This window comes from Burkholderia sp. Ac-20349, from assembly GCF_017104865.1.
Taxonomy (GTDB): domain Bacteria; phylum Pseudomonadota; class Gammaproteobacteria; order Burkholderiales; family Burkholderiaceae; genus Burkholderia; species Burkholderia aenigmatica.
Genome location: NZ_JAAGPM010000023.1, coordinates 12,861 through 30,474 on the forward strand (window position 1 = coordinate 12,861; position 17,614 = coordinate 30,474).

The 17,614-nt window shown below is 66.7% G+C and carries 15 protein-coding genes; 8 read left to right on the top strand and 7 right to left on the bottom strand.

Translation table 11 applies throughout. The annotated features are described in order from the left end of the window. Window positions 1–24: 24 nt before the first annotated feature. Both G3N61_RS11260 and G3N61_RS11265 read right to left on the bottom strand, forming a co-directional pair. Window positions 25–1,008 (bottom strand): MDR family oxidoreductase, encoded by a 984-nt coding sequence (locus tag G3N61_RS11260; protein ID WP_205822414.1) that lies wholly within the window; start codon window positions 1,006–1,008, stop codon window positions 25–27. 53 nt (window positions 1,009–1,061) lie between these two features. After that, complete coding sequence (locus G3N61_RS11265) at window positions 1,062–1,700, bottom strand: TetR/AcrR family transcriptional regulator (RefSeq protein WP_205822415.1); 639 nt, start codon at window positions 1,698–1,700, stop codon at window positions 1,062–1,064. 222 nt (window positions 1,701–1,922) lie between these two features. On the opposite strand from G3N61_RS11265, the gene G3N61_RS11270 reads away from it, so the two are divergent. Next, on the top strand, window positions 1,923–3,110 hold the full coding sequence (locus G3N61_RS11270) for a M20 aminoacylase family protein (RefSeq protein ID WP_089451771.1): 1,188 nt from the start codon (window positions 1,923–1,925) through the stop codon (window positions 3,108–3,110). Between the two features lie 56 nt (window positions 3,111–3,166). Further along, entirely contained in the window at window positions 3,167–4,498 is a 1,332-nt protein-coding gene (locus G3N61_RS11275; RefSeq protein ID WP_089451772.1) for an MFS transporter, read from the top strand. Window positions 4,499–4,534: 36 nt separating this feature from the next. On the opposite strand, the gene G3N61_RS11280 is transcribed toward G3N61_RS11275, so the two are convergent. Next, entirely contained in the window at window positions 4,535–5,455 is a 921-nt protein-coding gene (locus G3N61_RS11280; RefSeq protein ID WP_043180975.1) for a LysR substrate-binding domain-containing protein, read from the bottom strand. Between the two features lie 136 nt (window positions 5,456–5,591). On the opposite strand from G3N61_RS11280, the gene G3N61_RS11285 reads away from it, so the two are divergent. The 3 genes from G3N61_RS11285 (at window position 5,592) to G3N61_RS11295 (ending at window position 9,220) form a co-directional block, all read left to right on the top strand. After that, window positions 5,592–6,365, top strand: coding sequence for a transporter substrate-binding domain-containing protein (locus tag G3N61_RS11285; RefSeq protein ID WP_089451773.1), 774 nt, complete (start codon window positions 5,592–5,594; stop codon window positions 6,363–6,365). A gap of 60 nt (window positions 6,366–6,425) precedes the next feature. Next, a complete protein-coding gene (locus G3N61_RS11290; RefSeq protein ID WP_205822416.1) occupies window positions 6,426–7,541 on the top strand; it encodes a succinylglutamate desuccinylase/aspartoacylase family protein in 1,116 nt (371 codons plus the stop codon). A gap of 575 nt (window positions 7,542–8,116) precedes the next feature. Next, window positions 8,117–9,220 (top strand): PDDEXK nuclease domain-containing protein, encoded by a 1,104-nt coding sequence (locus tag G3N61_RS11295; RefSeq protein WP_205822417.1) that lies wholly within the window; start codon window positions 8,117–8,119, stop codon window positions 9,218–9,220. A 179-nt stretch (window positions 9,221–9,399) separates the two neighbouring features. Here the strand turns inward: G3N61_RS11295 and G3N61_RS11300 are convergent, their stop codons facing one another. Beyond that, window positions 9,400–10,188 carry an IclR family transcriptional regulator gene (locus G3N61_RS11300; protein ID WP_043180969.1) on the bottom strand — a complete coding sequence of 263 codons (789 nt, stop codon included), beginning with the start codon at window positions 10,186–10,188 and terminating at the stop codon, window positions 9,400–9,402. 227 nt (window positions 10,189–10,415) lie between these two features. Between G3N61_RS11300 and pcaF the strand changes: the two genes are divergently transcribed. Beyond that, the gene (gene pcaF / locus G3N61_RS11305; RefSeq protein WP_043180967.1) at window positions 10,416–11,618 is read left to right on the top strand and encodes a 3-oxoadipyl-CoA thiolase; all 1,203 of its coding nucleotides are present in this window, start codon (window positions 10,416–10,418) and stop codon (window positions 11,616–11,618) included. An 89-nt stretch (window positions 11,619–11,707) separates the two neighbouring features. Here the strand turns inward: pcaF and G3N61_RS11310 are convergent, their stop codons facing one another. From G3N61_RS11310 to G3N61_RS11320, 3 genes are all read right to left on the bottom strand, one after another. Beyond that, window positions 11,708–12,235, bottom strand: coding sequence for a DUF523 domain-containing protein (locus tag G3N61_RS11310; protein WP_205822418.1), 528 nt, complete (start codon window positions 12,233–12,235; stop codon window positions 11,708–11,710). 89 nt (window positions 12,236–12,324) lie between these two features. After that, a complete protein-coding gene (locus G3N61_RS11315) occupies window positions 12,325–12,885 on the bottom strand; it encodes a GNAT family N-acetyltransferase (protein ID WP_205822419.1) in 561 nt (186 codons plus the stop codon). Then, complete coding sequence (locus G3N61_RS11320; protein ID WP_205822420.1) at window positions 12,882–13,739, bottom strand: class I SAM-dependent methyltransferase; 858 nt, start codon at window positions 13,737–13,739, stop codon at window positions 12,882–12,884. Before G3N61_RS11320 ends, G3N61_RS11315 begins: the two co-directional genes overlap by 4 nt. 324 nt (window positions 13,740–14,063) lie before the next feature. Between G3N61_RS11320 and G3N61_RS11325 the strand changes: the two genes are divergently transcribed. Together G3N61_RS11325 and G3N61_RS11330 are read left to right on the top strand one after the other, a co-directional pair. Continuing rightward, window positions 14,064–15,608, top strand: a complete 1,545-nt coding sequence (locus tag G3N61_RS11325; protein ID WP_089451779.1) for a PAS domain-containing methyl-accepting chemotaxis protein — start codon at window positions 14,064–14,066, stop codon at window positions 15,606–15,608. Window positions 15,609–16,023: 415 nt separating this feature from the next. After that, entirely contained in the window at window positions 16,024–17,568 is a 1,545-nt protein-coding gene (locus tag G3N61_RS11330; protein ID WP_089451848.1) for a PAS domain-containing methyl-accepting chemotaxis protein, read from the top strand. Window positions 17,569–17,614 lie beyond the last annotated feature (46 nt).

The window sequence follows — 17,614 nt, forward strand, 5'->3', positions numbered from 1 at the left end:
AAATGCGGGTGGTCGTCGTCGGCGTCACGCGTTGACGTCGACGACGATGCGGCCGCGAACCTTGCCGCCGATCAATGCCTCGGCAAGCGGAATCACGTCGCCCAGGCCGACCTGGTGGCTGATCGTGCCCAGCTTCTCGACGTCGAGGTCGGACGCGAGCCGGCGCCATGCCTCCAGGCGATCGGCGCGCGGGCACATGACGCTGTCGATCCCGACGAGCGTCACGCCGCGCAGGATGAACGGCGCGACGGTCGCGGGGAAATCCATGCCGGCGGCCAGGCCGCAGGCCGTCACGACGCCGCGGTACCGCGTGGTCGCGCACACGTTGGCGAGCACGTGGCTGCCCGCCACGTCGACCGCGCCGGCCCAGCGTTCCTTGCCCAGCGGCCGGCCGGGTTCGCTGAATTGCGATCGCTCCAGGATCTCCGCCGCGCCGAGCTGGCGCAGGTAGTCGGCATCGGCGGGGCGGCCGGTCACCGCGATGACGCGGTATCCCAGTTTTGCGAGGATGGCCGTGGCGACGCTGCCCACTCCGCCTGCCGCGCCGGTCACCACGATCTCGCCGTCGTCCGGGCGCACGCCGTGTCGCTCCAGCGCCATCACGCACAGCATCGCGGTGTAGCCCGCCGTGCCGATGGCCATCGCCTGTTGCGGCGAAAAGGCGGACGGCAGCGGCACCAGCCAGTCGCCATCGACGCGGGCTTTCTGCGCGAGGCCGCCCCAGTGCGTTTCACCGACACCCCAGCCGTTGAGTACGACCTGGTCGCCGGGGCGATAGTCCGGGTGCGTGCTCGCTTCGACTTCCCCGACCAGATCGATGCCGGGCACCATCGGGAACTTGCGGACCACCGGGCTCTTGCCGGTAATCGCCAGCCCGTCCTTGTAGTTCAGCGTCGAATAACCCACGCGCACCGTCACGTTGCCCGCGGGCAACTGCGCGTCGTCCAGCGTTTGCAGCCGCGCGTGCTGGCCGGTTTCGTCCTTGTCGATCACGATGCCCTGGAACATCCCGTCCTCCTTCCTAATTTCTAGACCGATCGTCTAGTTAATGGCAAAAAAATTCAGCGGCGTGGTAATCCATTGAAGAAAAACTGCGCGAACAATGCCAGCGGCCCGTCGCTGCGCTCCAGTTTCGCGCGCAGTACGGCGCCTTCCCAGCCGATCCAGAAGAAGGCGGCCAGCTCGGCGGGATCGGCCGAACCGGCCAGCTCGCCGGCCTGCTGCGCGGCGGCCAGGCAATCGGCGAGGCGGCGTTGCCAGTCCTCGAACGTGGTGCGCAGGCGGGCGCGGAAACTTTCGGGCAGCGCGCCCATTTCCTGCCCGAGATTGCCGATCAGGCAGCCGCGGCTGTACGCGTAGCGGGCCATGCCGTCCCGGGCATCGTCGACGAACGCGCGGATGCGCTGCAGCGGCGAGCGTTCCTGGTCGCTGAAATGACGGTCCAGCTTGCGCGCGAAGAAGTCGGCATAACGGTCGATCAGTTCGAGGCCGAACGCCTCCTTGCTGTCGAAGTAGTGATAGAAGGAGCCCTTGGGCACGCCCGCGCGCCCGAGGATCTCGTCGAGCCCGGTGGCCGAGAAGCCCTTCTCGGTGAGCACTACCAGCCCGGTGCGCAACAGCATGTCCCGCGTGGCGACGAGGTCTTCGTGCTGCTTCGGTGGCCTGCCGCGACGGCGAGGCGGATCAGTTCGAACGTCCATGTGCGAATAATAGACCGTTCGTCTCAAAAATCAACGGGTCGTGTGTGGAGGGCGTTCGATGAGGTCGCTGCGGCGGGTCATGCCCGTACTAACCCTGATTAAAAAACCTTATCGCGGTGAAAAATTCCGCATCTTATTGAACTGATATCGGCTCGCTATAGTGGCTCGCTTTCCCGCACGCAGCGACACGCGTGCACACACAAACAAGCTGGAGCCCCTTAGATGACCGACGCCCGATTCACCGAGATCGAGGATCTGATGCCTGCCGCCGGCGGGTTGCGCGAGATCCGTCACCACATCCACCACCATCCCGAACTCGCGTACGAAGAGCACGACACGGCCGCGCTCGTTGCCGAGAAGCTCGAACAGTGGGGCTGGCAGGTGACGCGCGGGGTCGGCAAGACGGGTGTGGTCGGCACGCTGCGCGTAGGCGACGGCACGCGCAGCATCGGCATCCGCGCCGACATGGATGCGTTGCCGATCATCGAGGCGACGGGGCTGCCCTATGCGAGCGGCACGCACGGCAAGATGCACGCATGCGGCCACGACGGCCACACGACGATGCTGCTCGGCGCCGCGCAGCACCTCGCGAAGACCCGCAATTTCTCCGGCACCGTGCACCTGTATTTCCAGCCGGCGGAAGAGCATGGCGTCGACAGCGGCGCGAAGAAGATGATCGACGACGGCCTGTTCGAACGCTTCCCGTGCGACGCCGTGTTCGGCATGCACAACCATCCGGGCGCGGCGCCCGGCGTGTTCCTCACGCGGCGCGGCCCGTTCATGTCGGCCGGCGACAAGGCGATCATCACGATCGAAGGCGTCGGCGGTCACGCGGCGCGCCCGCACCTGACGGTCGACCCGGTGGTCGTCGCGGCGAGCATCGTGATGGCGCTGCAGACGATCGTCGCGCGCAACGTCGACCCCGCGCAGCCGGCGGTCGTCACGGTCGGCTCGATGCATGCAGGCACCGCGAACAACGTGATCCCGAACGGCGCGCGCCTCGAACTCAGCGTGCGCTCGTTCAGCCCCGACGTGCGCGCACTGCTCAAGCGCCGCATCACCGAGCTGGCCGAAACGCAGGCGGCGAGCTACGGCGCGAGCGCGAACGTCGAGTACATCGAAGGCTATCCGGTCGTCGTCAATACGGATACCGAAACGGATTTCGCCGCGCAGGTCGCGCGCGAACTCGTCGGCGACGCGCACGTGGTCGAGCAGACCGACCTGCTGATGGGCAGCGAGGATTTCGCGTTCATGCTGCAGCAGCGGCCGGGCTCGTTCGTGCGGCTCGGCAACGGCGAAGGCGAGGACGGCTGCATGGTGCACAACCCGAAGTACGACTTCAATGATCGCAACCTGCCGATCGGCGCGGCGTACTGGACACGTCTCGTGGAGCGTTACCTCGGGCAGTGAGCGCGGCGGCGGAGGGCGGCCGGCGCTTCCGGCCGCATTGAGAGGAGACGATAACGATGCAGAAAGACCATCTCGCGCTGCACCCCGCGTCGACGGGGGCCGCCGAAACCAGCACGCCAGGCGCACCGGCCGTCACGCGGCGCGGTGCAATCGCGGCGGCCGTGATCGGCAACTGGCTGGAATTCTTCGATTTCACCGTGTACGGCTTCTTCGCGGTGCTGATCGGCAAGCTGTTCTTCCCGTCGAGCGACCCGACCACGTCGCTGCTGCTGTCGGTCGCGACGTTCGCGGCCGGCTTCTTCACGCGGCCGCTCGGCAGCGTCGTGCTCGGCGTCTACGCGGACCGCAAGGGGCGCAAGGCCGCGCTGAACCTGACGATCATGCTGATGGCGCTCGGCACGGGCCTGATCGCGATCGCACCGACCTATGCGCAGGTCGGCGTGGCCGCGCCACTGCTGGTCGTGTTCGCGCGGCTGCTGCAGGGCTTCTCGCAGGGCGGCGAATTCGGCGCGGCGACGTCGACGCTGCTCGAACAGGGCGGCACGTCGCGCCGCGCATTCCGCGCGAGCTGGCAGCTCGCGACACAGGGCGGCGCCGCGCTGATGGGCTCGGGCTTCGCGGCGCTGCTGTCGAACACGATGACGAAGGATGCGCTCGAAAGCTGGGGCTGGCGGCTGCCGTTCCTCGTCGGTGTGCTGATCGCGCCGGTCGGGATGTATCTGCGCCGCCGGCTCGCCGACGATGCGCCGGGCGACCGCCATCACGGCATCGAGCGCGGCGTGCTGCACGAGCTGTTCTCGAAGCACACGCGCACGGTGGTGCTGCTGATGCTCACGGTGATGGGCGGCACGGTGTCGACCTACATCCTGACGTTCTACATGCCGACCTATGCGATCCACACGCTCGGCCTGCCGATGAAGCTGTCGATGTTCGTCGGCGTCGCGTCGGGTTGCGTGATGCTGGTCACGTGCCCGCTGTTCGGCTGGCTGTCGGACCGGCTCGGCAGCCGGCGCCTGCCGATCTTCGTCGGCCGTGGCGTGCTGGTCGTATTGCTGTTCCCGGCGTTCTGGCTGATGAACCATCATCCGACGCTGTCGGTGATCCTGCCGCTGACCGCGCTGATGCTGCTGTTCTATTCGCTCGGCTCGGCGTCGGAAATGGCGCTGATGTGCGAGTCGCTGCCGCGCCACGTGCGCGCGACCGGCATCTCGATCGCATATGCGCTCGCGGTGACGATCTTCGGCGGCACCGCGCAGCTGATCGCGACCTGGCTCGTGAAGACGACCGGCAGCAAGCTTGCGCCAGCCGGCTACGTGGCCGCGTGCGTGGTGCTGTCGCTGGTCGCGGTGGCGATGCTGCGCGAGACGGCGCAGGACGCGATCGACTGACTTGCGGCGCGGCGGGCGGCTCGCGGCAATCCGCGCTTACCGCCCGCGCACGACCCTCAGGTATGACGCGAGCATCGTCGCGAGTTCCTGCGCGGCCGGCGTCAGCGGCACGGCCGCGCGCTGCAGCAGGCAGATGTCCTGCGATTCGGCCTGTTCGCGCACCGGCACCTTCGCGAGCGCGCCGGCAAACGGCCCGTGCCGCGTCACGGCTTCGGTTTCGAGCGACAGGCAGTCGGTCTGCGTAACGAGCTGCAGCGTCTCGAACATCCCTTCGACGGTGGCGAGAATCTTCGGCGGCGGCAGGCCGTGCACGTCGAAGTACGCGAGCAGCCGGTTGACGACGGGGTCGGCGCTCAGGTTCGGCGAGCGCGTCGACACCCATGCGTAGTCGGCCAGTTCGGCGAGCGATTGCGCATGCATCGCCGGATGCCCGTTGCGGCACACGACCACCGGCGCGGAAGCACGCAGCGGCGTGACCGCGAGATCGGTCGTGTCGGTCTGCTTCGCGACGAGCGCGATCGCGAAATCGACCGCGCTTTCCCGCAGCCAGGCGATCATCATCCGCGACGTGCCGGTGCGCAGATGCACGTCGACCTTGTCGAAGCGCGCGCGGAACGCGCTCAGCACGGGCGCGAACGCGTCGATCAGCGGTTCGGCCACTAGGCCGAGCGTGACGGTGCCTTCGTACGCGCCGCTCAGTTGCCGGATTTCCCGCTCGACCTGTTCGCATTCGCCGAGGATCGAACCGGAGCGCGCGAGTAGCCGCTGGCCGACGGCCGTCGGCACGATCCCGCGATTGGTGCGCGTGAACAGCGTCGCGCCGAGCGTCGCCTCGAGGCTCTGCAACTGCTGCGTGACGCCGCTCTGCGCGAGATCGAGCGCGCGTGCGGCGGCGCGCAGGCTGCCGTGCTCGACGACGGCCTGGAAGATGCGGAGCTGGGAGAGCGTGAACGCCATGGGCAAGCGCAGGGCCGGTGATCGGGAAAAGTGATCATGATAAGGCAGCGGGCGATTCCGGCGGCGGCGCGTGCGCACTACGATCGCAGGCAGTCCGGCTCGTGCCGTTTGCCCATCGTCCCGTCCTTCGTCGACCATGAAACGCACCTTCCTTCCGCTCGTCTCCTTATGCCTTGCGTTCGCGGCCGGCGCCGCGCACGCACTCGATGCGCGCCCCGTGCGCCTTGGCATCGATCCGACCTATCCGCCGATGGATTCGAAGGCGCCCGACGGCAGCCTGAAGGGCTTCGACGTCGATCTCGGCAACGAGATCTGCCGCCGCGCGCAGTTGCGCTGCCAGTGGATCGAGCTCGAATTCTCCGGGATGATTCCGGCGCTGCAGGCGCGCAAGATCGACGCGATCCTGTCGTCGATGGCGATCACCGAGAAGCGCGAGAAGCAGATCCTGTTCTCGTCGAAACTGTTCCGCTTCAAGTCGCGGCTCGTCGCACGGCCCGGGAGCAGCGTCGACAGCACGACCGCATCGTTGGCCGGCAAGCGCGTCGGCGTGCAGTCGGGCACGCAGTTCGAATCGTGGGCGCTCGCGCACTGGGCGCCGGCCGGCGTCAGCGTGGTGCCGTACAAGAGCCAGGACGACGTGTTCGCCGATCTCGTCAACGGCCGCCTCGACGCGGCGCTGCTCGGCACCGTGGAAGCCGACTACGGCTTCCTGCGCACGCCGAAGGGCAAGGGCTTCGCGTTCGTCGGCGCACCGCTCGACATGGGCGATCGTGGCGTCGGCATCGGCATGCGGCAGTCCGATACGGCGCTCAAGGCGTCGATCGACGGCGCGATCGCGTCGATGCTGAAGGACGGCACGTACGACCGGATCGCGAAGAAGTATTTCGACTTCAACCCGTACGGCGACTGAGCGTCGAGTCACTCCGCCGTTTCCCCCCCTTTTTCGTCTTCATTTCGTTCGAGACCATCGATGCAGATTCGCACCACGCCGCTCCTGTCGCCGTCGATCGGCACGCAGCGCACGCTGACGAGCTTTCATTTCGGGCCGGCTGACGCCGGCCGCAAGGTCTACCTCCAGGCCGCGCTGCACGCGGACGAGACGCCCGCGATGCTCGCGGCGTTCGTGCTGAAGCGGCGTCTCGCGCAGCTCGATGCCGAAGGCCGGCTCGCGGCCGAGATCGTGCTCGTGCCGGTCGCGAACCCGGTCGGTCTCAATCACCATCTGCTCGGGCATTTCATCGGTCGTTTCGACCTCGCGAGCGGCCGCAATTTCAATCGCGGCTTCCTGCCGCTCGCGGAAATCGCCGCGCGTGCGCGCGACAGGCTCGGCGACGACGGCGAACGCAATCGCGCGATCGTGCGCGAATGCGTGGGCGCGGCGCTCGGCGAGATCGCACCGCGCACCGAGTTCGACGCGCTGCAGCTCGCGCTGCTGAAGCTGTCGCTCGACGCCGAGGTCGTGATCGACCTGCATTGTTCGCTCGAAGCGGTGATGCACGTGTACACGAGCGATACCGCATGGCCGGAAGTCGAGCCGCTCGCGCGTTATCTTGGCTCGGAGGTGTCGCTGCTCGCCGAGGATTCGGGCGGACACGCGTTCGACGATGCGCATCATCTGCTGTGGTCGCAGTTGCGGCAGCACTTGCCGGCGGGCACGCCGATGGCGGCCGGTACCGTGGCCGTGACGGTCGAGTGCCGCGGCCAGCGCGACGTGACGTACGAATACGCGGAGCGCGATGCCGATGCGCTCGTCGACTATCTCGTGTGGCGCGGTGCGGTACACGGCGAACGCAAGCCGTTACCGCCGCTCGCCGCACCGGCCACGCCGCTCGCGGGCAGCGAGCAGTTCCATGCGCCGGTGAGCGGAATACTCGTGCACCGCGCGGCGATCGGCGCGACGATCCGTGCCGGCGATCCGCTGTTCGACATCGTCGATCCGCTGACGGATGCGATCACGACGATCTCGAGCGGGACCGACGGCGTGTTCTACATGCGTCGCGCGATTCGGTTCGTGACGGCCGGCGCGCCGCTCGGCCGCGTGACGGGCACGGTGCCGGTGCGCAAGGGGATGTTGCTCGGCGCGTGAGCGGCGCGGTGTCCTACCGGTGTGCGACGCAGTTTCGTTCTTGTCAAATTGACCGTGTTTCCGTGCGTCACTAAATTGTGCGGCGCGGGGTTCGCTCCGTGTTCCGTGAGAAGAACGTTGTAACCAAGTGGAGTTGATACGGGCAGCCCTGGGCTGCCCGTTTTTTTTCGGTGCGTCTACGGCAACGCACTGTGGCGAAGGTCGTGAAACAGGTCGTAGACGAGCGTGCGCAACCACTGGTTTGAGCGGGCGGTGGCTAGTCGCTGTCGACGGCGGGTATCCGGCGCTTGCTCAACCGCTCGTTGTCGCCAACTCTGAAGCCCTCGGTGCCACCGCTGAACGTGCGCGGCGCGGATGCGTTCGCCGAGGCGGCATGAGGCGCGGCGAGCGTGGGACGAGCACGGTGCCGGTGCGAATGAGCATGGTGATCGGCATGTGAGCGGTATGGTGTCCTACAGGCGCAGCGCAATTTCGTTCGTGTCAGATAGACCGAGTCTTGCCCCGTCACTAAATTGTGTGGCGTGGTCACCTCCGTGTTCCGCAAAGGTGACTGCATGGGCAACAGGACGCTTTCCATGACAACCGCGAAACAAGCTGTCGTGCCGGCCGGCTATGCCGGCGTCCATAGTGGCATTGTCGAATTGCTCGAAGTCGCGCGCCATGCGGCGGCCCGCACAGTCAATGCGCTGATGACGGCGAGTTATTGGGAAATTGGCCGCCGCATCGTGGAGGCCGAGCAGCAAGGGAGGCGGCGTGCGGGATACGGCGAGCAGTTGATCGAGCGGCTGGCGAACGATCTCACTGGGCGGTTCGGTCGCGGGTTCAGTCGCCAGAACCTGCAGCAGATGCGGTCATTCTTCCTGACCTGGCCAATTCGCCAGACAGTGTCTGGCGAATCATCCCATGCGCCGGTATACCCGAGGAGGCTCGACGAACTGGCGCAGTGCTTCACACTGCCGTGGTCGGCCTATGTGCGCCTGCTGTCGGTCAAGGACGACCAGGCCCGCCGGTTCTACGAGGCCGAAGCGCTGCGTGGGGGATGGAGCGTGCGCCAGCTCGACAGGCAGATCGGCAGCCAGTTCTACGAGCGCACGGCGCTGTCCAAGGACAAGGCCTCGATGCTGGTCAAGGGCAAGGTACGCAAGCCCGCGGACGCCGTCACGCCCGACGATGCGATCAAAGATCCTTATGTGTTGGAGTTTCTGGACCTTAAGGACGAGTATTCGGAGTCCGACCTTGAAGGTGCGCTGATCGCGCGGCTGGAAGATCTTCTGATCGAGCTCGGCGAGGGATTTACCTTTGTCGGGCGTCAGCGCCGGTTGCGTATCGACCAGACCTGGTATCGGGTGGACCTGCTGTTCTTCCATCGCCGGCTGCGCTGTCTCGTCATCGTCGACTTGAAGCTCGGCAGCCTGACCCATGCGGACGTGGGCCAGATGCACCTGTATTGCAACTACGCCAAGGCGCACTGGACGCTTCCCGAGGAGAACCCGCCGGTGGGGCTGATCCTCTGCGCCGACAAAGGGCACGCACTCGCGCGGTATGCGCTGGAGGGCTTGCCCACCAAGGTCATGGCAGCGAACTATCGAACCATGCTGCCGGATGCCGAGTTGTTGCAACGAGAATTGGAGAACACGCGACGCATGCTGGAGTCTCGCGTCAGGCCGCTGCGACGATAGCGGCGCGCTCCGATACGCCTGGCCACGTTGGTTTTTGCGGAGGGTATCGATCTGCGTCGGAACGACATCATTGCCGGCGGGTACTAACGACGATGCCGGGAGGCGATGCCGCGCCGCCCCTGTCGAAGAACCAGCGGGGCGGCGACGGTTTCATCGTCGCCGAGTGTGACAGCTTGCGCTCACCCCCGCCGTGCCACCAGCTCCGACACCGTCTGCGCGGCCTGCTGCAGCGGCCCGAGAAACTCCTTCACCATCTGCTTCGCGGTATGCCGCTGCGCGTTGCCGCTGATGTTCATCGCCGCGATGATCTGCCCGCGCCGGTTGCGGATCGGGGCGGACAACGACATCAGCCCCACTTCGAGTTCCTGGTCGACCACGGCCCAGCCCTGCTGGCGCACCTGTGCGATCGCCGCCTTCAGTTCGCCGAGGTCGGTGATCGTGCGCGGCGTGTGCGCGCGGATGCCGCTTTGCGCGAGCGTTTCGTCGAGTGCGGCATCGTCGAGCGCGGACAGCAGCACGCGGCCCATCGACGTGCAGTACGCGGGCAGCCGGCTGCCGATCGACAGGTTGATCGTCATGATCTTGCGGGTCGGCACGCGCAGCACGTAGACGATCTCGGTGCGGTCGAGCACGGCCGCCGAGCAGCTTTCGTGGATCTGCGCGGACAGTTGCTCCATTACGGGATCGGCGAGATTCCAGAACGGCATCGACGTCAGGTACGCGAAGCCGAGCTCGAGGATCTTCGGCGTGAGCCGGAACAGCCGGCCGTCGGCTTCGACGTAGCCGAGCGTCTGCAGCGTAAGCAGGATCCGGCGCGCGCCCGCGCGCGTAAGCCCGGTGGCCGAGGCAACCTCGGTGAGCGTCTGCTCCGGACGGGCCGCGTCGAATGCGCGGATCACCGCGAGGCCGCGCGCGAACGACTGGACATAGGAGTCGCCGGGTTTCGTCTGAGTGTCTTCGGTTGTCATGAGCGATGGGAATATCGTGCAGCCGAGAAGATAGCGCATGGGGCCTGACACGCCAACCGCCCGGCGGACCGGGCGCTTGACAGGTCGTCCCCGCACTCCCTATGATGCGTTGAACGTTCGATACACGATCTTATGTTCGTATATAGAACATTTAAGCGCATCCCGGCGGGCAATGCAAGGGGGGCGCCCTGTTCATTCCCCAGCCTGTCCTGGGACCGGAGACACTGATGACCGAAGCTTTTCTGTGTGATGCGATCCGTACGCCGATCGGGCGTTACGGCGGTGCACTGTCCGGCGTGCGCGCCGACGACCTGGGCGCGGTGCCGCTCAAGGCGCTCGTCGAGCGCAACCGCGACGTCGACTGGACGGCGATCGACGACGTGATCTACGGCTGCGCGAACCAGGCCGGCGAGGACAACCGTAACGTCGCGCGCATGTCGGCGCTGCTCGCCGGGCTGCCGCAGGGCGTGCCGGGTTCGACGATCAACCGCCTGTGCGGTTCCGGGATGGATGCAGTGGGCGTGGCCGCCCGTGCGATCAAGTCCGGCGAGGCCGCGCTGATGATCGCGGGCGGCGTCGAGAGCATGACGCGCGCGCCGTTCGTGATGGGCAAGGCCGCGAGCGCATTCGCGCGCCAGGCCGACATCTACGATACGACGATCGGCTGGCGCTTCGTCAATCCGCTGATGAAACAGCTGCACGGCGTCGATTCGATGCCGGAGACGGCCGAGAACGTCGCGGTCGACTACAACATCAGCCGCGCCGACCAGGATCTGTTCGCGCTGCGCAGCCAGCAGAAGGCCGCGCGTGCGCAGCAGGACGGCACGCTCGCCGAGGAAATCGTGTCGGTCACGATTCCGCAGAAGAAGGGCGATCCGGTGATCGTGTCGCGCGACGAGCATCCGCGCGAGACCTCGCTCGAAACGCTGGCCAAGCTCAAGGGTGTCGTGCGCCCGGACGGCTCGGTGACGGCCGGCAACGCGTCGGGCGTCAACGACGGCGCCGCCGCGCTGCTGCTCGCGAACGAAGCAACCGCGAAGCGCTTCGGCCTGACGCCGCGCGCCCGCGTGCTGGGGATTGCGACGGCTGGCGTTGCGCCGCGCGTGATGGGCATCGGCCCCGCGCCGGCCACGCAGAAGCTGCTCGCCCGGCTCGGGATGACGATCGACCAGTTCGACGTGATCGAGTTGAACGAGGCGTTCGCCTCGCAAGGTCTCGCGGTGCTGCGCATGCTCGGCGTCGCCGACGACGATCCGCGCGTGAACCCGAACGGCGGCGCGATTGCTCTGGGCCATCCGCTCGGCGCATCGGGTGCGCGTCTTGTGACGACCGCGATGTACCAGCTGCATCGCACGAACGGCCGCTTTGCGCTGTGCACGATGTGCATCGGCGTCGGCCAGGGCATCGCGATCGCGATCGAACGCGTCTGATCCGCGTCTCGCGGCGAAGCGGCGCGGTTACCGCTTCGCCATATACGAAACGATGCGCGGCACGAGGATTCTCGTGCCGCGCATTGTCGTTAACCGGCCTGCGACAACTGCGCGAGGCGCGCCTCGAGCGCGTCGATCTCGGTGTCCGCGAACACTTCGATACCGTGCTCGCGCAGCAATGCCGCCGTGACACCGGCGCCCGCATGCCGCCGGTTTTCGAAGCTCCCGTCATAAATGAACGTGCTGCCGCACGACGGACTGCCGTCGGCCAGGATCGCGAAGCGGCAATCGTGCGTGCGCGCGAGTGCCAGTGCGGTGTGCGCACCCGATACGAACGGCGCCGTCACGTCTGTTCCGTTCACGTCAACGATGCGCGCGGCGCCCGACAGCACTTGCTGCCCCGATTCGCCGCCGGCGATTTCGGCGGGCGGGCGCGGGACGCTGAAGCCGCCGGCCAGTTCGGGGCAGACGGGCACGAGGCGCCCTTCGCGTTGCCACCGTTCGAGTGCGTCGTGCGCGGCAGTCTTGGCCGAGCCGTTGTAACGGACCGGATGACCGACCACGCACATGCTGACGAGGATCTTCGGCATGGCTGGCGGCTGCGCTTCGTTCTGCAATTTCGCTCTCCGTGATGCCACGATGGCCGATGGCTGATGGCGGCGGTGGCAAAGCGGGAAATTCTACGCTTCACCCGCGTGCCGGTGCGTCAGGCGGCCGGGCTTTCCAGATGAATGTCCTCGGGCTCGAGCGCGTACAGCGCCGGGTCGGGCGAGGCGCTGACCGTGAAGCCGAGTCGCAGGTAGAAGTCGATCGTGCGCTGCGACGGTGTCGCGGATACATACAGGCGTGCGGCGCCCATCGCGCGCGCCTGTTCACGGGCCGCGCGATAGAGTTGCTCGCCGATCCCGCAGCCGCGCCAGTCGCGGCTCACGTGCAGGAACTTCAGCTGCAGCATGTCGCGGTGCGGGCCGAGCGGCTGGCTGTCGACGACGACCGCCGCGACGAGCCGTGCGCCGTCGAACATGCCGACGCACCAGCCGCCGCGATCGTGACAGTCGAGCAGGATCGGCGTGTAGTGGTCGGCTTCGCCATCCGGCCAGCCACGGACGTCGTAGAACTCGGGCACGAGATGCAGCGCGCCGTCGCGCAGCACATACAGGTGCTCGATGATCTCGCGCCGGTCGATGGTCCACACGAGCGGCACCTCGTCGCGTGCGAGCGGGCGTGGGCAAAGCGCGTCGCGTTCGGCGGCGGTGCGGCGCGTCATGCGGCCGCCCGGTGCGCGGCGATCGCATACATCAGCGGCAGGCGCGGCAGGTGATCGGGCGGCACCATCCGGTGGCCGTCCAGCTCACGCATGCCGTCGAAGCCCTTCCAGCCATTCGCATACGGATATTCGGTCAGGCGGTCGATCGCGAGCCCGGCCGACACGAGCGCGTTCACGACCTCGCCGATGCCCCACATGAACTCGTAGCTCGGATGCGGGTTCGCGAAATCGACGACGCCCGGATGGTCGTGCTGTGCGCCGAGCCCCGTGCCGGATGCGGCGACGTAATCGCCGACGCCCGCCGGCTCCTCGGTCGCGTCGGTCTTGAAATAGTCGTAGCGCGGCGCCCAGTGTGCGTCGAAATACAGCGCGAACGGATGAAACTCGACCATCGCGAAACGGCCGCCCGGCGCGAGCAGCGCGGCAATCCCGCGCGCCCACGCGTGCAGGTCGGACAGCCAGCAGATCGCGCCGTAGGACGTGAACACGCGATCGAAGCGCTCGCCGCGCGCGGCAGCCTCGGGCATCCAGTCGAGCACGTCGGCGCGCTCGAAGCGCGCGGGCAGGCCCGCGTCGGCCGACAGTTGCCGGGCGAAGGCGATCGCTTCGTCGGAAATGTCGATGCCCGTCGCATGCGCGCCGTCGCGCACGAGACTCAGCGTGTCCTGCCCCGCGTTGCACTGCAGGTGCAGGAGCCGCAGCCCGGTGACGTCGCCGAGCAGCTCACGTTCTTCCGGAAAGAGCGTCGAGCCGCCTTTGCGGAAAAACGCGGCCTGATCGCCTTTATGACTGTTATGCGCGACTGTCGCCCTATTCCAGGACAGCCGGTTCAGTTCGTGCCATGCCTTTTTCATTGAATTCGAATGCCGGGTGAATGGAGCGGGGTAGACGGAATCGTTTCGCCGCGTGTAACGGTCGGCGGCATTGATATGTCGCTCGGCGGGTTCGGGCTGCGTGGCGTGACGGGCGGATGAATACGCGCGGCGATTATTGCCGAATCATTTGATCGAAATCATGGCGGCGGCCGAATTGAATATTTTATGCGAGAAAAGGGTAAGGTTTTTCCCCGATGTGCCGACAGCTAGATGAAGACCGTCGTAAAGCGATAAACCGTTTTTCGGCTACTGAGCGTGATTTCAGCGCGGCGCGGACGACAGATCCGCCTTTCGGAGCCTTGCATGCGCAATAACCAGCCCGTCACTCAACAGGAATTCGATTTTCCCGACGACGTCACGCTGATGTCGACGACCGATGCAGACAGCATCATCACCTACGCCAACACGACGTTCGCGCAGGTGAGCGGCTTCACGAACGAGGAACTCGTCGGCCAGCCGCACAACGTGGTGCGCCACCCGGACATGCCGCGCGAAGCGTTTGCCGACATGTGGGCGACGCTCAGGCGCGGCGAGCCGTGGACCGCGCTCGTGAAGAACCGCCGCAAGAACGGCGACCATTACTGGGTGCGTGCGAACGCGATTCCCGTCATGCGCAACGGCGAGCCACAGGGCTACATGTCGGTGCGCACGAAGGCGCCGCACGACGAGACCGTCGCCGCCGAGGCGCTCTACAAGGTATTTCGCGAAGGCAAGGCCGGCCAGCGCCGGTTCCACAAGGGGCTGGTGATCCGCACGGGGCTGCTGCGCATCGCGTCGCTGTCGCAGACGATGTCGGTGCGCGCGCGCGTGCATTCGGCGCTGTGTGTCCTCGCGCCGGCGGTCGTCGGCGCGGGCTGGGCATGCGGGCTGGCCGGCGGCGGGCTCGCGAGTTTTGCCGCGGCGACGGTCGGCTTGGCGGCGGCGGCCGGCCTGTGGCTCGATGCGCAGATCGTGCGTCCGCTGAAGCGGCTGCACGACCAGGCGCTGAACGTCGCGACCGGCGAAAGCCGGCGCGGCGTGCGGATGAACCGCGTCGACGAGATCGGCATGACGCTGCGCACGATCAACCAGCTCGGGCTGATGTTCCGCTGGCTCGTCGACGACGTCAGCGAGCAGGTGCACAACGTGCAGCGCGCGAGCAACGAGATCGCACAGGGCAACAACGACCTGAGCGCGCGCACCGAGCAGGCCGCGTCGAGCGTGCAGGAGACGGCCGCGTCGATGGCCGAGATGACGGCAACTGTCGACAGCAACGCGGAGACGGCGCTGCAGGCGAACCAGCTCGCGATGTCGGCCAGCGAGGCGGCCGGGCGTGGCGGGCAGGCGGTGGGCGAGGTCGTCACGACGATGAGCGACATCACCGCCAGCTCGCGCAAGATCGCCGACATCATCGGCGTGATCGACGGCATCGCGTTCCAGACCAACATCCTTGCATTGAACGCGGCGGTGGAGGCGGCACGTGCGGGCGAACAGGGACGCGGCTTCGCGGTGGTCGCCGGCGAGGTGCGGGCGCTCGCGCAGCGCAGCGCGAACGCGGCCAAGGAGATCAAGACGCTGATCGGCGCGAGCGTCGACCGCGTCGAGTCGGGCGCGCGGCGCGTGGACGAGGCGGGCAAGACGATGGAGGACATCGTCGCGCAGGTGAAACGCGTGTCGGATCTGATCGCCGAGATCAGCTCGTCGACGGCCGAGCAGAGCACCGGCGTGTCGCAGGTCGACCAGGCGGTCGTGCATCTGGACAACATCACGCAGCAGAACGCAGCGCTGGTCGAGCAGAGCACGGCGGCATCGGAGAGCCTGAAGCAGCAGGCGACGCGTCTCGTGGATGCGGTGAACGTGTTCCGGTGATCGTCGGGGCGCGCATACGATGTGCGCGCCCAAGCGTTGCATCCTGTTTGACGCGCGCGATGCGCATTCAGGCTTTTCGATTCCAGCACATTGAGCCAAACGAGAAATATTCGTATTTGGGATTGTGTGTCGATGCGTTGAATCGAGTCGGGATGATCAAGTCAGGAATAATTTGATGAGTGGCCGTCAAACCCTTGCCCGGCCTGGTGTTTAGTTTCATCCATAAACGAATTGTTTGGTAAAAACAAGATGATGCATTTTTAATGCATATTTACCCGAATACGGCATAATGTTTTCGCCGAATTTGCCGAAAGCGCAGGAGCCAGACCAATGCGCATGCGGATCGACCGCAATGCGCGGGGTCGAGAATCAATCGACAAGCGGGCGCAAGATCCGCTACCCGGAGCTCCACACCATGCGCAACAACCAGCCCGTCACGCAACGCGAATTCGATTTTCCCGACGACGCGACGCTGATGTCGACCACCGACGCGAACAGCTACATTGCCTACGCGAACGCGGCATTCATCCAGGTCAGCGGATTTTCCCCCGAAGAGATCGAAGGCCAGCCGCACAACGTGGTACGGCACCCGGACATGCCGAAGGAGGCGTTCGCCGACATGTGGGCGACGCTCAAGGGCGGCGAGCCGTGGACCGCGCTCGTGAAGAACCGCCGCAAGAACGGCGATCACTACTGGGTGCGCTCGAATACGGTGCCGGTGATGCGCAACGGGCAGCCGACCGGCTACATGTCGGTGCGCACGAAGGCATCACGCGACGAGATCGCCGCTGCCGAGACGCTCTACAAGGCGTTCCGCGAAGGCAACGCCGGCAACCGGCATTTCCACAAGGGGTTGATTGTCCGCAAGGGCCTGACCGGCTTCATGTCGCTGTTCCAGACGATGTCGGTGCGCGCGCGGCTTCATGCGTCGCTGTGCGTGCTCGCGCCGGTGGTGGTGGCCGGCGGCTGGGCATGCGGACTGCAAGGCGGCGCGCTCGCCGCGTTTGCTGCGGTGGCGGCTGGTGCCGCGGCGGCGGCGGGCCTGTGGCTCGATGCGCAGATCGCGCGGCCGCTGATGCAGTTGCGCGACCAGGCGTTGCGCGTCGCGACCGGCGAAAGCCGCAGCGGCGTGGCGATGAATCGCGTCGACGAGATCGGCATGACGCTGCGCACGATCAACCAGCTCGGGCTGATGTTCCGCTGGCTCGTGGACGACGTGAGCGAACAGGTGCTGAACGTGCAGCGCGCGAGCAACGAGATCGCGCAGGGCAACAATGATCTGAGCGCGCGCACCGAGCAGGCGTCGACGAGCGTGCAGCAGACGGCCGCGTCGATGGCCGAAATGACGGCGACCGTGTCGAGCAACGCGGAAACGGCGCTGCAGGCGAATCAGTTATCGGTGTCGGCGAGCGACGCGGCCGAGCGCGGCGGGCAGGCGGTGGGCGAGGTCGTCACGACGATGAACGACATCACTGCGAGTTCGCGCAAGATCTCCGACATCATCGGCGTGATCGACGGCATCGCGTTCCAGACCAACATCCTTGCGCTGAACGCGGCGGTGGAGGCCGCTCGGGCCGGCGATCAGGGGCGCGGTTTCGCGGTGGTTGCGGGCGAGGTGCGGGCGCTCGCGCAGCGCAGCGCAAACGCGGCCAAGGAGATCAAGACGCTGATCGGCGCGAGCGTCGAACGGGTCGAATCGGGCGCGCGGATCGTCGACGGCGCGGGCAAGACGATGGAGGACATCGTCACGCAGGTGAAGCGCGTGTCGGACCTGATCGCGGAGATCAGCTCGTCGACGGCGGAGCAGAGCACGGGGGTCGCGCAGGTCGATCAGGCGGTCGTGCATCTGGACAACATCACGCAGCAGAACGCAGCGCTGGTCGAGCAGAGCACGGCGGCGTCGGAGAGTTTGAAGCAGCAGGCGACGCGGCTGGTGGAGGCGGTGAACGTGTTTCGGTGATGTGTGGTGCGGGACGTAGACGGCCCGCGCTGCGCTGGCCGTCTAC

What these genes read in the sequence shown, in the direction of transcription:
- G3N61_RS11265 (WP_205822415.1), bottom strand. Translation starts at nt 1,700, where the DNA reads ATGGACGTTCGAACTGATCCGCCTCGCCGTCGCGGCAGGCCACCGAAG.
- G3N61_RS11315 (WP_205822419.1), bottom strand. Translation starts at nt 12,885, where the DNA reads ATGACGCGCCGCACCGCCGCCGAACGCGACGCGCTTTGCCCACGCCCG.
- G3N61_RS11320 (WP_205822420.1), bottom strand. Translation starts at nt 13,739, where the DNA reads ATGAAAAAGGCATGGCACGAACTGAACCGGCTGTCCTGGAATAGGGCG.
- G3N61_RS11275 (WP_089451772.1), top strand. Translation starts at nt 3,167, where the DNA reads ATGCAGAAAGACCATCTCGCGCTGCACCCCGCGTCGACGGGGGCCGCC.
- G3N61_RS11295 (WP_205822417.1), top strand. Translation starts at nt 8,117, where the DNA reads ATGACAACCGCGAAACAAGCTGTCGTGCCGGCCGGCTATGCCGGCGTC.
- G3N61_RS11330 (WP_089451848.1), top strand. Translation starts at nt 16,024, where the DNA reads ATGCGCAACAACCAGCCCGTCACGCAACGCGAATTCGATTTTCCCGAC.
- G3N61_RS11290 (WP_205822416.1), top strand. Translation starts at nt 6,426, where the DNA reads ATGCAGATTCGCACCACGCCGCTCCTGTCGCCGTCGATCGGCACGCAG.
- G3N61_RS11270 (WP_089451771.1), top strand. Translation starts at nt 1,923, where the DNA reads ATGACCGACGCCCGATTCACCGAGATCGAGGATCTGATGCCTGCCGCC.
- G3N61_RS11280 (WP_043180975.1), bottom strand. Translation starts at nt 5,455, where the DNA reads ATGGCGTTCACGCTCTCCCAGCTCCGCATCTTCCAGGCCGTCGTCGAG.
- G3N61_RS11260 (WP_205822414.1), bottom strand. Translation starts at nt 1,008, where the DNA reads ATGTTCCAGGGCATCGTGATCGACAAGGACGAAACCGGCCAGCACGCG.
- G3N61_RS11300 (WP_043180969.1), bottom strand. Translation starts at nt 10,188, where the DNA reads ATGACAACCGAAGACACTCAGACGAAACCCGGCGACTCCTATGTCCAG.
- pcaF (WP_043180967.1), top strand. Translation starts at nt 10,416, where the DNA reads ATGACCGAAGCTTTTCTGTGTGATGCGATCCGTACGCCGATCGGGCGT.
- G3N61_RS11285 (WP_089451773.1), top strand. Translation starts at nt 5,592, where the DNA reads ATGAAACGCACCTTCCTTCCGCTCGTCTCCTTATGCCTTGCGTTCGCG.
- G3N61_RS11325 (WP_089451779.1), top strand. Translation starts at nt 14,064, where the DNA reads ATGCGCAATAACCAGCCCGTCACTCAACAGGAATTCGATTTTCCCGAC.